Origin of the sequence: Methanopyrus kandleri AV19, assembly GCF_000007185.1 — an archaeon.
In the GTDB taxonomy this organism is placed as follows: Archaea; JAADCQ01; Methanopyri; order Methanopyrales; family Methanopyraceae; genus Methanopyrus; species Methanopyrus kandleri.
The window spans coordinates 1,564,608-1,577,945 of the sequence record NC_003551.1 but is presented as its reverse complement, the minus strand read 5'-3'; the positions used below and the strand labels follow the sequence as shown (position 1 = coordinate 1,577,945).

Here is a 13,338-nt window from a genome sequence, read left to right as displayed (position 1 = left end):
CTAGCGCTGCGGTCGACCGGTAAAGAACGTTTGACGGCGGGTGATGAGATAGCACAGAGGGATCGCGATGGCAACGTACGATGGGAATGGGACTCGCCTGGGGCGGTTCTTCCCCGCCATTTCTTCGACGACGTTTATTCCCACCCACACCACTCCGAGCTTCAGGCGATTCCCATCCGGCATGGTCACCTCGGTAACTTCGAGAGCGGCTACCCCTAAGCGACCTTTCGGAACCCAGAAGTTACGACCGGCAGGTACGGCGCGAAGTACCCCGAGCACATCCTCGGCGATCTCCACGGGGTTCTGTAACCGTGTCAGTATCACCAGCGTCCCCGACGAGCAAGTCACCGACAGTGTTCTGGCGGCCTCACGGAGCTCTTCGAGGACTCGCTTCGAGAGTTCCTTGTCCAGAACTAGAGGAGGGAGTCCTGACTGCTCGCGCTCTCGGTTGATAGCATCCAATACAGCTTTCTCCACATCATCGCGGTGCGCCGTCGATACTACACCATGAAACGGCGGTACCTCCACCCGGACGTCTACGGCGTCGTCGGAAGCGCGTGATATCTTCTGAGAGAGCACCGCGTAATCTCCCGAGATCGACACACCGACGCCCTCACAATTCCCTTCCAGAACGTTCCATCGATGTGGAGGGCTGGAAAGCACGGTTATTGCGAGCAACCTGGCCGTTAGGGTAGGTTCTCCCGTGTTCGGAACACGCGCCACGTTCTCGAAGTTATACCCCTGACAACGCTCGTGGTACAATTCGTTGGTCTCATCCATTCTCGCCGCGTGCTGCTCGGCCAGCCTCGCCAAACTCGGGCTCCATTTCAGCGGAGATAACCCCAATGACTCCCTAAATTCGTTGATTTCCGAGTGAAACATCTCAGCAACGCCTGCTGCAACGGGTGAGGCCGATGATAACAGTATGGCGAGTAGAACCGGGGGTACGTACCTCCAAGTCGGCAACTCTATCCCCTCATACTGGGAAAGGGAGCTGCTAAAAAGGATCACGTTGACGCGTGACTATCAGGGCTCGGGTTGAAGGTCTATATCGTGGGTGCAGGTCCCTCGGGATGTTGGATAGCGCGGCGAGTCCATGAAATGGGATACGACGTTACCGTGATTACCCACCCCGAGAACAGGCTGCAATCGGAGCGCTTCGGGCATTATAGAGTTTATTACGGAGAAGGGCTCGGTGGCTCCGCCAGGTACTCGATGGGTAACTTCTGGTTTTGGGGTCCTGAGGGCCTTCGGAGGCCATTTGAGCGAGTTCTCCGCGATATGACATGCGAGGTACGCAGAACACCCGACTCGGTCGTGTCAAACCTCGATATTGAGTTCGAAGAGGCCGCTGAGGACGTCGGACTTGAGCCAGAGCGTATGCCTAAATCCGTTCATTTCGATCTGTGTGATGGGTGTGGAGAATGCTTAGAGTGTCCGAGAAATGCGAAGTGGGTTCCACAGGACGAGCTGCCTGAAGGAGTGAGCGTACTGAGAGACAAGTGCATTCAATTGGAGTTTTCTGGAGGTAAAGCGACCGCTATCGTACTTAGATCCCAAACAGTGGAACTCGAAACCGACGACATCGTTGTATTGTGCGCGGGTTGTCCCGGCACACCCCGGCTCCTGGAGCGTAGCGGGATAGACGCAGACGGCCCGCTGTTCGTGGACGCTTACATCCACGTCGTGTCCGACCTGGAGGCGGAACCCGGCATTCAAATGCCGATAGTCGTCGACATGGACGAGTACATCTTGTCTCCTCATCGAACTTCGGCCTACGAAGGTAAATACTCGATCATGGTGAAAATTGCGGACGAACTCTCGGGTGACGTCATCGGCAGGGAGAAACCTATCAGCGTCCGAGAGACCGAACTCTTCGCTGAAGGATGTGCGGTAGCGGGCGAAATCATCTCGAGGATGGGAGGTAGAGTACGCGCCGTCACGGAACCTTCGGGCGCGCATCCCGGTGGAACGTTGTCCGATAGGGTCGACGACAGGTACGCGCTGGAAGGGTACGATAACGTTTACGTCGTTGATGCCAACGTACTGCCCGAGCCGCTGGGCAAACCCCCGGTCGGCGTTATCCTGGCGATGGCCGAGGATTTCTGCGATAAGCTGAGGAGGAGTGAGTGACCTCCTTCCCGTCCTCAAGGGTGAGGCTTCCGATGGCGAAGCCGTATGACGTCATCGTAATTGGGGCCGGACCCGCCGGGCTCTCCGCCGCGATTCATGCCGCTAGGGCCGGGGCCGAGGTCCCCGTCGTCGCACAGGAGCTCGGTGGGCAGCTCACCACGGCGCCCGAGGTCGGGAACTATCCCGGTTTCCCACCCGCACCGGGATACGAGCTCGTCGATCGAATGGTGGAGCACGCTGAAACGGTCGGAGTAGAGCTGAACGTTAAGTACTCTAACAGAGTTGAAGGGATCGAGCTGACGGACGGGACCTTCCGTGTCCTGGATGAGGAGTGCAGGGCGGTGGTGATCGCCACGGGCGCCAGGCCGAAGCGGTTGGGGGTTCCTGGGGAGCGAGAGCTCGAAGGCCGGGGGTCAGCTACTGTGCGATCTGCGACGGTCCCGCCTTTCAAAACCGAATCGTCGCGATCGTTGGGAGCGGTACCCACGCTGCGAACACGGCTCTCTTCCTCTCGGAGATAGCCGAGCGCGTTTATGTGATAACTCCGGACGGTAAGCTCGAGTCCCCAGATAGGGCCTTAATTGAACGCGTGCTATCATGCCGCAATGTGGAGGTCGTCCATGACGAAGTTCGGCGGATCGTCGGGGATGAGCGCGTCGAGGGCGTCGAGCTCTCCGACGGGGACATCCTGCCATGCGAGGGCGTCTTCATAGCGGCTGGTAAAGTGCCTAACTCGGAACCGTTTCGGGATCTCGTGGAAACCGACGATCGCGGTTACATAGTCGTGGACAGTGAGATGCGCACATCCTTGGAGGGAGTTTACTCCGCCGGAGACGTCACGACGATCCCGCACCGAAACGTGCCTTCTGCCGTTTATCAGGGCAGTGTGGCTGGAATCAACGCCGCCGAGTACGCGTTGAAGTCTCGATGAGCTGCCACTCCGCGTACTCCGGGACGTCGAACTTCTTACGCTTTAACTCCACGTACACTACATCCGGCCTGGTCTTCACGGTTACGAACGCCCTGAGTAAGTTGGACATGGTCGCCTCTTGAAACACGATCCTGCGGCCGTCCCTGGTCTCGATCTCCGTCCTAATATGCCGGTGTCCCTCTGGGATGCCGACCTTAGCCCGCACGATGTCGTAGTTCGAGAATACCTGTTCGTAGATAGGTTTTAACACTCCGGTCACATCGACGCCGTCGATCATCACCTTACCCACCCTACGCTTACTGCGGTACAATCGGAAAAGGACGTCGAACGCCGTGATCGCGTGAAGGGTACCTCGTCGGCATCCGCCGATCTCAAACCGTAGCACTTCCGGCTCTTCCGAGGCTATTTCCCGTAGGACGTCGTCGAGATACTCCTCATAGGAGGACCAATCGGAGGTTTCGCAGCGCTGCACGTCCCGATAACATACGGTTGGGACTTTCACGCTCCGCCCCCACCCGATACCAGGTAGATCACCGTCGGAACCGTCGCCAGCGATATCACGGTGGTCGAGAACACCAAGGCGGCGGTCACGTGCGGTCTCAGTCCCAAGAGCTCCGCCAATACCAAGTTCATCAGGGCTGGAGGCATTGCGGCCTCCAGAACGGCCACTTTGCCGTCCAACCCCGACGGAGCGATGGTCGCCGCCACTACCGGCGATGCACACAATTTAACGACCCAGACGGTCGGTATCACACTGATGACGGATTTGGGGAGATCCCACCGAAGTGAGGCTCCGAGTGAGACCATGATGACCGGCACTACGGAGCGTCCCAGCAGCTGCAGAGTCGAGCGGATGGTATCGGGTAGGTGAAGCCCGAGAGCCGCCCAACACATTCCCGCGACGGCGGCATGGGCGGGCGGAAAACGTAGGCTCATCTTCAATGGGTTTTCGCGGCGGGAGGACAGCATCAGGTAAGCCGCTATCACCGACAGGGTCGTCCCGAAGTCGTAGAAAACCGCTGCTTCGAGACCCGGTTCCCCGAACGTGGAGAGGCATACTGGGTACCCCAAAAACCCGGTGTTCCCCAGCCCCGAGGCTAGGGCAACAGCCATCGCATCGCGCCGATCGCGGGCCATCTTACGAGCGACCGCGAAACCGATGAGGGCACACATGACCGACAGCAACATCGAGATGACCACGAGCTTGAGATGCTGGAGTAGTCCCTGAATCGGGGCCCTCAACATCGCGGTGAACACTAACGCCGGCATGGCCAGATAAACCACGTACGCGTTGAGATGGGACGGCGTATCTTTGGAAAAGACCCCAACCTTACGTAACGTGTATCCCACGAACACTAGTCCGAGTATCTCAAGGAACGCTTCCAGCCCTCCCACGTGCGGGGGACCCCCCTCTTGGATGTTCTGGACGAGTTGTACCTGCGGTTCCGAGAGGCCGTCGAAGTCGCTGGACACTCGGAGATACCCTCTCAATTCTTACAGCACTGGGTCGCGCGCACCTTGGAGGACGCGTTGGAGGTGGTGGGGGACCTATGTCCTGGTGACGTGATGCTGGAGGTAGGAGTCGGGTCGGAAGTCGGAACCTTTCAAGACAGACCCAGGAGAATCGATATCCTCGTCCGTGACCGGGTGATAATCGAAACGAAGAGACCTGGTGAGCTAAACAGCGGTGGGAGGCTCGAGGAAGCGCGTGATCAGCTGCTCAGGTACTTCGCCTACCTCGTCAAAGAACGGGATGTGAGACCGGAGGACGTCCTCGCGGTCCTCACCGATGGAAAAATCGTGGTATATTACGAGGTCGAGAAGGAAGAGCTCGTCCAGGAAGGTCCCAAAAAGCTCGACCGAAGCGAGTTCAGGAGAATGATCAAGACCATACTGCGTAGGATAGGAGAGGATCCCCGCCCGCTGGAGCTCAGCCGAACGTCGGTCGAATTGAATCCCACAGCGGTGGTTCAGTGGATCGAAACGTGGAAGGAGGTCCGGGAGCTCCTCGAGAGGGTGAAGAAGGAGCTTACGGGGGACGGGCGGAGTGAGCGCCCGAGGGGCCCCCTCCTATGAAGATCTGCGTCGGCACGTGCTCAGGTACACCGTGGACGACGTCAAGGTGGTGAGGTTACTCCCGGAGTTCGGTCGAGCGGAAGTCGGTCTAGCCGATTACGACGATGCGGCCGTGGTGAGGGTGGATGGGAAGCTCGTCGTCAGCTCCGACGGCCCCTACGCGTTCCGGTTGGTGAGGAAGTCGGCCCTTGTTCACGCCTCAACGGACGTGCTGGTGGCCGGAGGGGAGCCCCGATTCGCAGTCGACACCATCATCGCACCCACGGAGAAGGGAGCGCTGGAGGCCGCGAGACGGATAGGGCGACAAGCGCGTGCGCTGGGTATCGAGATACTCGGCGGCAACACGATGATCGAGGACGACGTCGAAGAACCGAAAGTATCGCTGACGGTGATGGGACCGCTCGTGGCTCCCGAGCCGATCACGGACTGCGGGGCCGAGCCCGGAGATTCGGTCCTGCTCGTAGGTGAGCCTATTCACGGGAGTTTCCAGGAGAGGATGGAGAGGGCACGCCGTTTGTTCGACACATTCCCCGAGTTGGCCCGTAGGGGTTTGGTGAAAGCGGCGAAAGACGTGACTAAAGGAGGTCTCGTAGCTATGGCAGCCCTCGTCTGCGCTAAGTCCGGTGTTGGAATGGATTTGAACTCGGTTCCCTACTCCTCCATCACTCGGAACTGGGATAACGTCCTCGCTGTCGTATCCCCGGACGACGTCGAGGAAGTCCTCAACGTGTGCGCCGAGCGCGGGTGTCCCGTGACGATGCTTGGCGAGGTGATCGAAGAGCCCGTCCTTCGAATCGCCGGTCGAACACTCGTGGACAGTGAGCTCATGGCGGAGATCGAGGACCACTTCAAAACATTTAAAAATTTCAAAAAATCTTGAACTCACGGGGTACGAGAATGGCGGACGTTATCGCCGAGTTCCTGGGCGACGGTGAGTGCACCGTGGAATTCGAGGAAGAGAAGATGGAGCTTGTTAGCGGCAAGGTGGCCGAACCTGGACATGTCACCCCCTACCACCTCTTTTTGGCCGGTATCCTCGCCTGCGTGACGATGAACGCGGGCCATGCGTTGGAGAAGGCCGGAATCGACGCCGAGGTGACGGCGGAGGTGACCGGGGAGAAGGACTGGGACCGCTTGGCGGTGACCGAGATAGAGATCACGATCAAGGTGAAACTGAAGGACGACACAGACCCCGACGAAGCTCGAAAGATCGCCGAGAAGGGTGCCGACCGGTGTATCCTGAGCCGTACCTTGGGTCCAGCTATCGTCAGTAAGGAAGTGGTCGTAGAGCGGGAGAGCTAACCGGTTCATCCCGGCCCTTCGTTCCCTCCACCCGCGCATATATCACGGACTGTTGGATCGCGTTTACGTCCCAGACGCGGTATCGTCCTTGAGGTGTGTTCGGTTCGAGCTCGATCGGACCCGCCGTCGCATGCGGGTGTAGCGGTCGGCTTACGAGCGATTACTGCTCGGGGAGAAAAGCTAACGTTCCTCCAAACTTCCGAACATGTGGGGCTCCGATGATCCACACCACCCTGTGGATAGCGTTAGCAGGGGTCTGTCTCGTTCTCGCCGGCATCGCTCTGATCTCCGCGATAGTCGTGGAAGGGACCATCGAAGCCACCACCTGGTTTACGGTCGCCGACCTAGCGGTCTGTGCGGCGGCCATCTACGTCGGGATTACCGGCCACCAGTTCTCCTCTTTGCTCCCGACTGTGGGTCTAATCGTTGCTACTTTGATGGCCGTAGCACACGTCACTTACACGTGGATCAAGGGTATTCTCCGGCTGGTGACGGGGCGGGAGTCCAAGAGCGTTGGAGAGAGACCGGACACACTCCGTGCGTTCCTCACGCGCGTGCTGGAAAAGCTCGGTTATAAAGGAAAAGTCGACCCCGGAGACCGCGAGGCCGCTAGAAGGGTGCTCGAAACGTGTCGAAGATGGGGGTGGGACAGGTGATGACGACGGCGACCGCCGGGGCGGCATCCATCTATTTGGGGGGTAAGCTCGCTTCCGGTAAGGAAGCCTGGAAGTCCGAAGGAAAGCCGCTCGTCGAGCTGGGTACCGTGCTGTACGCTACCGGTCTCCGCCTGTCCGATAGCCCGATCCCCGAAAACGTCGCGTTGGTGGCGTTTCGTGGCTTAGAACACGTTCACGTTTACAAGCGAGAGATAGATTTGAACGTCCCCGGATTCGCCCAGGCGGTGAAGAAGTCCGTCGAACGTCCTGATGATGCGTTCGTGGAAGCCCTGAAGAGTATGTCCCCGACGTTGCGTTACTGCGTAGATTCCCTGCTTAATCACGACCGGAAGCTGGTCGAGAGGTTTTCCAGGGACATTCTGAGGGTCATGAAGGGCGCTCTGGGTAGCTCCCCCACCGTGGCCGAAATACTAGACGTCATCGACGAACACGTGGAGGAGGACGAAGGGTGGATTCCTTGGAACCCAGTTAGGGCGTTGCTCGAAATCCTAGGATGGAGATGACCGACTAAGTTCCGGCCTGAAAACACCACGTCGAACACTTCGGACCGGCCCTAACCAACGCTCTCGGCGATGGAGAGGACATCGCTCATGACGGCGCTAGCGGTTTCTAAGGGACCGGCGCCCCGACCCGACACGTAAATGTCTCCCGCTACGTCAGTCTCGAGTCTCACGATGTTCATGACGCCTCTCACCTTGGCCACAGGGTCGGACTTCGGCACCAGACACGGACGTACCGAGAGCTCGCCGTCGCTGTCCGCTCGACCGATCAATTTGATCCTGTAGCCCCGCTCCTCCGCGATCCGAATGGCCTCGGGTGTAATGTCCTCGATACCTGTAACGTCCACGTCCTTGATGGTGCAGTCCAGTCCCAAGATGGCGTTCGCGAGGATGACGACCTTACAGGCGGTATCCCATCCCTCGATGTCCATACTCGGATCCGCTTCGGCTATCCCACGAGATTGCGCCTCGGCGATAGCGTCCTTCAGGGATATGCCCTCTTCTTCCATCCTAGTGAGGATGTAGTTGACAGTGCCGTTGAGTACACCCTCTATCGAATGTATGTCCACACTCTTCAGCGTCTCGCGTACGAGGTTGAACACGGGCATGGCCCCGCCGGCCGTGGCCTCGTAACGCACGACGACGCCGGCTTCCTCGGCTGCCTCCATGATTTCCCCGTAAGCTACGGCCAGTGGTCCCTTGTTCGCAGTTACCACGTGCCTACCCAACTCTATGGCCTTCATGATGTGTGATAGACCGGGCTCGCCCGTTTCTATGTCGGTGGGCGTAAGCTCCACGAGAACGTCGAACTCCACGTCCTCCATGATCTCCAACGCATCGCCGCTCTCACCGACCTCCGCCACGGTACCCAGTTCCTGCTTAACCTTCAGCACTTCGGCGGGGTCCAGGTCGTTTTTCACCCAGACACCTCGAGAATCCGCGACTCCTACCACGCGAACGTCGATGCCGAACTCCCGGGCGTACGCGTCCCGCTTCTTGGCCAGAAGTCGCATCAGTCCCAGCCCAACGGCCCCGAGGCCGATCACGAAGAGGCGCGCCTGACGCACTGTATCACCTCCACCGGGAAGATGGCCACAAGATCCTTCTCTTCAGCGATCTCCTCGATGGTCTGGACGGCTTTCCTCAGCGCCTCCTCGTCTTCGTAGATGAGCGTGAATCCCGCGGACGACTCCCGCTCCGGATCCGGCATCTCCAAGTCGACGTCCACGACGCGGGCGCCCTGTATAGCGTTCACCCGGTCGATCGTGTCCTTAATATCCGTGTCTACGATATGTCCTATCAGTACGACGTCCGTCTCGTGCCCCGGCCCCCTACCGAACCGCAGGATCTTGACGCCCTCCAACTCACTGATGCGCCGCGAGTACTCACGGGCGACATCCTCCGTGGCCTCGAACACTATGTGCACCCGGGCGCGGTCACCATCTCGCGAATGGGATATACTGATCACGTTACCGCCGATTTTCGACAACGGTTCGAGGACTTTCACGAGCTGTCCGGGCTTATCCGGCAACACCACGTCTAACTCGAACCGTTTCATTCCGAATCCCCCGGGGTGGTCCGCATGCTTCGGCCCTTCTCCATCCTGGCCTTTATCATGGTGCTGGGAGGAGCGGCACATGCCATCAGTGTACAGGAGTACACGTGGGAACTCACCGCGATCAACATCAAAACGGCTGAAGGGGTGATCAAGGCTAAGTTCTCGAAACCCCAAACGGTGCACTTCCTCGTTCCCGAACCCGACTACGACCAGGTCGACTTCGGTAGAGACGTGGATGGGGACGGGATACCGGATCACATGTGGTGCGGTGAGCTCGCATCCCTAACCCTGTACAACGTAGCCGTAGCTAAAGGTTGGTGGAAGCCCATCGCAGGCAACGAGTTGACCCCGGAAGACCTCGAGAAGCGCGAGGAATGGTTCGCTAAGACCACGAACATCCCGGTCGAGGATCCCCAATACGATGCTCCCAACGCCTCCACGGACCCACCGTGGTTCCCAGCGCTGATCTCGCTGGCGGCGGACCCCGAGCACCCCAACGCCATCGGAGTGGTGCTCTACGCCCCGCTAGTCACGGTATCGAGGTGGTTCGTCGTCGTGCCACCTATGATGCACGCCGTCGTGGTCATGGGTGCGACGAGCAACGGACGCTACTTCGTCGTGAAAGATTGCTCCGCGACTCAGGGACCGGACTACGACTGGAAGCACGACTACTACCTGGTGCCCGCTTACTCACTGGAGCTGAACATATCGCGGGCTATCCAGGACGTCTTCAACCCGCTGGAGCAGTACTCCTCCACCATGCCCGTGCTGTTCTTCCCGATCCCAACCGACGGAAAGCTACCACCCGGGCTCGACGAGTTCTTCCAGGGGGAGAGGACCGTTGACGTCGGTGGCGGGTTGAAGGTGCGGTTCTACGTGTTTCTGGCTTCCACGTTATCCGACGTGCTGGAGATCTGTCGACATCTGGCTGAGGCTGGCGTTCCAGTGATGTGCGTGGTGAAGGAACCGTTCGCGTGGCTAGCTTATCAGGGACAGGTGCTGGAGGTACCGCTGGTGGGTACTCACGTACTGCGGATACTTTCCGTACCAATTACCGCGGTTGAGATCGCACAACCGACCAATTCGAACGGGGCCGAAACCCAGAACCAGCCCACACAACCTAAGGTTTCGAACGCCGAGGGAGAGGTTGAGCCTAAGGAGAACGAGTCCGAGGCGAACAGCCAGGCGTCCCCAACGTCCTCAAAACGAAGGAAGATTCCCTTGGTACCGATTGTGCCAGCGCTCCCGAGGGGGACGAACCGTGGCCGAGACTCCGACGGTCAAGTTGAAGGGTAAAGACAGGATCGTAGTGTGGCCGGCGTACTTCGACGCCGACCGGTCGAGGTCCGAAGGACGCAAAGTCCCGAAACGGTTAGCCGTCAGGAACCCTCGGCTCACCGAGCTCCGTCACATCGCGGAGAAGCTAGGACTGAACCCGAAGGTCCAGCGCGACAAGCGGTACCCGAAGCGGTGGTGGGACGACAAGGGAAGGCTGATCGTGGATAAGGTCGAATCGAAGCGGAAAACCCTCCTCATGATCGCCGAGAAGCTGAAGGAGCGGAGAGAAAGTTGAGGGCTCTGGTCGTCAGGGCACCGGGTCTCGAGAGGGAGACGGTTCAAGCCTTCAAGAAGGTCGACCTAGACGCTGAAGTCGTGTGTCCTGTCGAGCTCGTATCGCTGGACCGTCCTAAGATAAGTGCCGGGTTACTGTCCGAGTACGACGCGGTAGCTTTCACCAGCCCGCGCACCGTCGAGTTCCTTTCCGAGGAAGAGGTGAAAGAACTACGACGCTCGGATGTCGATATAGCTGCCGTCGGTCCCAGAACGCGCGAGGCGCTCGAACGAGCTGGACTGCGCGTAGATGTGATGCCTACCGAATATACGACCGGAAAGTTAGCCGAAGAACTCCGTCAATACGGTGCCGTGTTGGCGCTCCGTTCCAGACGGAGGACGGAGGACCTGAGAAGGACGCTCGAGTCTTACGGGGTCAAGGCCGAGGAGTTGGAGATGTACGACCTCAAACCCAAACGCGTTGAGGTGAACCCGAGGAAGTTCGACGTGGTATGCTTCCTGAGCGCGTTCACCGCGCGGTGCTTCCTCGAGAACGTGGACCCTACTGAAATTCCGGAGCCGGTAGTGAGTATAGGTCCGGTCACCACCAAGGAGCTCCGAAGAGCCGGCTTGAAGGTCGTGGAGGCCGAAGAACACACCGTGGAAGCCGTAGCGAAGACGGCGCTCCGGGTAATCGAGGCGTGAAACTCACGCCTCCACTCCGAACACCTCCTTCAAAACCTCTTTGTGAGTCATGTCGACTCCGATCAGGAACGAGCCTCCGAAGTGCCTCCACGATCTTTTCCTTGTCCTCTTCCCGCCGAACTATGATACGGTGAGAATGAACGTCGTCCGACATCCTATGAAGCCTCTCCAGGGCCTCTCTAGTCTCCGAGTCTTCGTGCATTTCCAGGCGCCGTTTCACGTCGCTCTCATCCTCCACCCAGAGGTCCTTCACCAACGGCTCCGGTAACGAGGGGATGTGGTACCGGACGTCGACGACTATTCCGCCGTGTCTTATGATCTCACGGAACTCTCGGAAGGTGTCTTCCAGCGGATGCCTCACCGTCACCAGGAACGACAGAGGGTCCATCAACCTATTGGCTATGACTATCCCCGCCGCCTCGTACACCCTCACCACCTCGTCGGCCCCGGCACGTAGCAGGGTCCTTGCACCGGTCTTGGACCGAGCCGCCGCCACTATCCACGCGTCCGGGTTAAGGTCGCGAACCAGCACACAGGCGAAGACGTTAGTTTCGTCGGAATCGGTGACCAGTGCCACGGCCTGCGCGCGTTCCACCCCGGCCTTCAGTAGCGTCTCTTCCGAGGTCACGTCGCCTTGCACCGCCAAGTGGCCGTCACGGAAGGCCCGATCGCACTTTTCCGGGTCTTTGTCCACAACCACGACCTCGAACCCGTGCTCCCCTAAGTTGCGGGCTATCTCACGACCCTTCTTGCCGTACCCACATATCACTACGTGATCGCGCATGCGCTCTATCCGTGCCATCGCGTCACTCTCTTTGATGCGCAACAGAACGTCTCCCCGCAGAAGTGCGGCAAATACCCTCGAAATGATGTGAATGAGCGCCCCGAGACCCACGGCTAGGAGGCCTACCGTGAAGATCTCACCCGCGGGTGTCGTGGGTGGATTGGCGCATCCGACCCCGGTTAGGATCAGGACCGTGGTGTAGAACGCGTCGACAGGCGACCGTCCTTCGAGTGTCCAGTATCCGAGGGTACCCAGGCATAGGAGCGCCGCTACGTATGCGACCGCGTACTTCACGGTCGGTACGCTGATCACGTCGCGTAGTAAGTGCCAAAGGTATCTGAACGTTCGAACCTTCGCCTTCAACGCGTCTCCCTACCCAGTACCTCCCTCCACCACTTGACGACCTCTCCCACCACGACAACGGCGGGGGGACGGGCTTTCAGCTTGCCTTCCGCCGCGTCCTCCAGCGTCCCTACCTTGACACGCTCTTGCTCGGTAGTTCCTCGCTCCAGTATAGCGACGGGCTCGTTCCCCCGCTTTTCCAGGATCTCTCGGGCTATTTCCCGAAGGCGTCGGGCCCCCATCAGTACCACCAGGGTGTCCGCGGCCTCGGCCAGAGCGCCGAAATCAACGCGGTTTTCGGGTTTCGAGGGATCCTCATGTCCCGTGGCGACGGCGAAGCTTGAAGCGCACTTTCGATGAGTGAGAGGGAGTCCTAGGGACGTCGGTACACCGATGGCCGAGGTTACCCCCGGCACGACCTCGACATCCATTCCGTGCTTCAAGGCCACCTCTATCTCCTCCGCCCCACGACCGAATATCAACGGGTCTCCGCTCTTCACGCGGACAACGGTCTTGCCCTTGGACCCTTCCCGAACTATGAGCTCGTTGATCTCCTCCTGGGTCCACCCTTCGCCCCCGGGTTTCTTCCCTACGTCTATGACTTCGGCGTCCTCCGGCGCGTGTTCCTTGATTATCTCATCCGGTACCAGCCGGTCCTTGAGTATCACGTCGCCTCGCGAGATGGCCCGAGCCGCCTTAAAGGTGAGCAGCTCCGGGTCTCCGGGTCCCGCTCCTACTAGTACGAGCTTACCGGCCACTCCTCATCCCCCGGACCACGG

General features: G+C 59.3%; 18 protein-coding genes. 11 read left to right on the top strand and 7 right to left on the bottom strand.

Features of this window, described 5'->3' with window-relative positions; genetic code table 11:
- Positions 1-882: a CAP domain-containing protein gene (locus tag MK_RS08350; RefSeq protein WP_226988753.1), complete on the bottom strand. Its 882-nt coding sequence runs from the start codon at positions 880-882 to the stop codon at positions 1-3.
- A gap of 156 nt (positions 883-1,038) precedes the next feature.
- Between MK_RS08350 and MK_RS08345 the strand changes: the two genes are divergently transcribed.
- From MK_RS08345 to MK_RS09380, 3 genes are read left to right on the top strand one after another with little or no spacing between them, the layout of a single operon-like run.
- Positions 1,039-2,133 carry a GMC family oxidoreductase gene (locus tag MK_RS08345; RefSeq protein WP_011019930.1) on the top strand — a complete coding sequence of 365 codons (1,095 nt, stop codon included), beginning with the start codon at positions 1,039-1,041 and terminating at the stop codon, positions 2,131-2,133.
- Between the two features lie 32 nt (positions 2,134-2,165).
- Complete coding sequence (locus MK_RS09385) at positions 2,166-2,654, top strand: NAD(P)/FAD-dependent oxidoreductase (RefSeq protein ID WP_148679848.1); 489 nt, start codon at positions 2,166-2,168, stop codon at positions 2,652-2,654.
- A complete protein-coding gene (locus tag MK_RS09380; protein WP_264370772.1) occupies positions 2,561-3,064 on the top strand; it encodes an NAD(P)/FAD-dependent oxidoreductase in 504 nt (167 codons plus the stop codon). The genes MK_RS09385 and MK_RS09380 overlap by 94 nt, the downstream gene beginning before the upstream one ends.
- Here MK_RS09380 and MK_RS08330 read toward each other — a convergent pair.
- Together MK_RS08330 and MK_RS08325 are read right to left on the bottom strand one after the other, a co-directional pair.
- Positions 3,030-3,566: a hypothetical protein gene (locus tag MK_RS08330; protein WP_148679846.1), complete on the bottom strand. Its 537-nt coding sequence runs from the start codon at positions 3,564-3,566 to the stop codon at positions 3,030-3,032. The two genes, MK_RS09380 and MK_RS08330, sit on opposite strands and share 35 nt — an antisense overlap.
- Positions 3,563-4,459, bottom strand: a complete 897-nt coding sequence (locus MK_RS08325; RefSeq protein WP_011019928.1) for an AEC family transporter — start codon at positions 4,457-4,459, stop codon at positions 3,563-3,565. The genes MK_RS08330 and MK_RS08325 overlap by 4 nt, the downstream gene beginning before the upstream one ends.
- 18 nt (positions 4,460-4,477) lie before the next feature.
- Here MK_RS08325 and MK_RS08320 point away from each other — a divergent pair, with 18 nt between their 5' ends.
- The 5 genes from MK_RS08320 (at position 4,478) to MK_RS08300 (ending at position 7,622) form a co-directional block, all read left to right on the top strand.
- Positions 4,478-5,140 (top strand): hypothetical protein, encoded by a 663-nt coding sequence (locus tag MK_RS08320; protein ID WP_011019927.1) that lies wholly within the window; start codon positions 4,478-4,480, stop codon positions 5,138-5,140.
- The gene (locus MK_RS08315; RefSeq protein ID WP_011019926.1) at positions 5,112-6,020 is read left to right on the top strand and encodes an AIR synthase-related protein; all 909 of its coding nucleotides are present in this window, start codon (positions 5,112-5,114) and stop codon (positions 6,018-6,020) included. Before MK_RS08320 ends, MK_RS08315 begins: the two co-directional genes overlap by 29 nt.
- A gap of 17 nt (positions 6,021-6,037) precedes the next feature.
- Complete coding sequence (locus MK_RS08310) at positions 6,038-6,442, top strand: OsmC family protein (RefSeq protein WP_011019925.1); 405 nt, start codon at positions 6,038-6,040, stop codon at positions 6,440-6,442.
- 218 nt (positions 6,443-6,660) lie between these two features.
- Positions 6,661-7,098, top strand: a complete 438-nt coding sequence (locus tag MK_RS08305; protein WP_011019924.1) for a hypothetical protein — start codon at positions 6,661-6,663, stop codon at positions 7,096-7,098.
- The gene (locus MK_RS08300) at positions 7,071-7,622 is read left to right on the top strand and encodes a hypothetical protein (RefSeq protein ID WP_148679844.1); all 552 of its coding nucleotides are present in this window, start codon (positions 7,071-7,073) and stop codon (positions 7,620-7,622) included. Before MK_RS08305 ends, MK_RS08300 begins: the two co-directional genes overlap by 28 nt.
- A 50-nt stretch (positions 7,623-7,672) precedes the next feature.
- Here the strand turns inward: MK_RS08300 and MK_RS08295 are convergent, their stop codons facing one another.
- On the bottom strand, positions 7,673-8,686 hold the full coding sequence (locus MK_RS08295; protein WP_011019922.1) for a homoserine dehydrogenase: 1,014 nt from the start codon (positions 8,684-8,686) through the stop codon (positions 7,673-7,675).
- Positions 8,662-9,177, bottom strand: coding sequence for an ACT domain-containing protein (locus MK_RS08290; RefSeq protein WP_011019921.1), 516 nt, complete (start codon positions 9,175-9,177; stop codon positions 8,662-8,664). The genes MK_RS08295 and MK_RS08290 overlap by 25 nt, the downstream gene beginning before the upstream one ends.
- Before the next feature lie 24 nt (positions 9,178-9,201).
- Between MK_RS08290 and MK_RS08285 the strand changes: the two genes are divergently transcribed.
- Genes MK_RS08285 through MK_RS08275 form a run of 3 tightly spaced genes read left to right on the top strand, consistent with a single transcriptional unit; the run spans position 9,202 to position 11,433 of the window.
- Positions 9,202-10,473, top strand: a complete 1,272-nt coding sequence (locus MK_RS08285; protein WP_011019920.1) for a hypothetical protein — start codon at positions 9,202-9,204, stop codon at positions 10,471-10,473.
- Entirely contained in the window at positions 10,439-10,750 is a 312-nt protein-coding gene (locus MK_RS08280; protein WP_011019919.1) for a signal recognition particle protein Srp19, read from the top strand. Before MK_RS08285 ends, MK_RS08280 begins: the two co-directional genes overlap by 35 nt.
- Positions 10,747-11,433 carry a uroporphyrinogen-III synthase gene (locus tag MK_RS08275; RefSeq protein WP_011019918.1) on the top strand — a complete coding sequence of 229 codons (687 nt, stop codon included), beginning with the start codon at positions 10,747-10,749 and terminating at the stop codon, positions 11,431-11,433. The genes MK_RS08280 and MK_RS08275 overlap by 4 nt, the downstream gene beginning before the upstream one ends.
- Here MK_RS08275 and MK_RS08270 read toward each other — a convergent pair.
- On the bottom strand, positions 11,330-12,580 hold the full coding sequence (locus MK_RS08270; RefSeq protein WP_148679841.1) for an NAD-binding protein: 1,251 nt from the start codon (positions 12,578-12,580) through the stop codon (positions 11,330-11,332). The two genes, MK_RS08275 and MK_RS08270, sit on opposite strands and share 104 nt — an antisense overlap.
- Positions 12,577-13,317: a uroporphyrinogen-III C-methyltransferase gene (cobA, locus tag MK_RS08265; protein ID WP_011019916.1), complete on the bottom strand. Its 741-nt coding sequence runs from the start codon at positions 13,315-13,317 to the stop codon at positions 12,577-12,579. Before cobA ends, MK_RS08270 begins: the two co-directional genes overlap by 4 nt.
- Between the last annotated feature and the right edge of the window lie 21 nt (positions 13,318-13,338).

What these genes read in the sequence shown, in the direction of transcription:
- MK_RS08305 (WP_011019924.1), top strand. Translation starts at nt 6,661, where the DNA reads ATGATCCACACCACCCTGTGGATAGCGTTAGCAGGGGTCTGTCTCGTT.
- MK_RS08290 (WP_011019921.1), bottom strand. Translation starts at nt 9,177, where the DNA reads ATGAAACGGTTCGAGTTAGACGTGGTGTTGCCGGATAAGCCCGGACAG.
- MK_RS08350 (WP_226988753.1), bottom strand. Translation starts at nt 882, where the DNA reads ATGTTTCACTCGGAAATCAACGAATTTAGGGAGTCATTGGGGTTATCT.
- MK_RS09385 (WP_148679848.1), top strand. Translation starts at nt 2,166, where the DNA reads ATGGCGAAGCCGTATGACGTCATCGTAATTGGGGCCGGACCCGCCGGG.
- MK_RS08310 (WP_011019925.1), top strand. Translation starts at nt 6,038, where the DNA reads ATGGCGGACGTTATCGCCGAGTTCCTGGGCGACGGTGAGTGCACCGTG.
- MK_RS08285 (WP_011019920.1), top strand. Translation starts at nt 9,202, where the DNA reads ATGCTTCGGCCCTTCTCCATCCTGGCCTTTATCATGGTGCTGGGAGGA.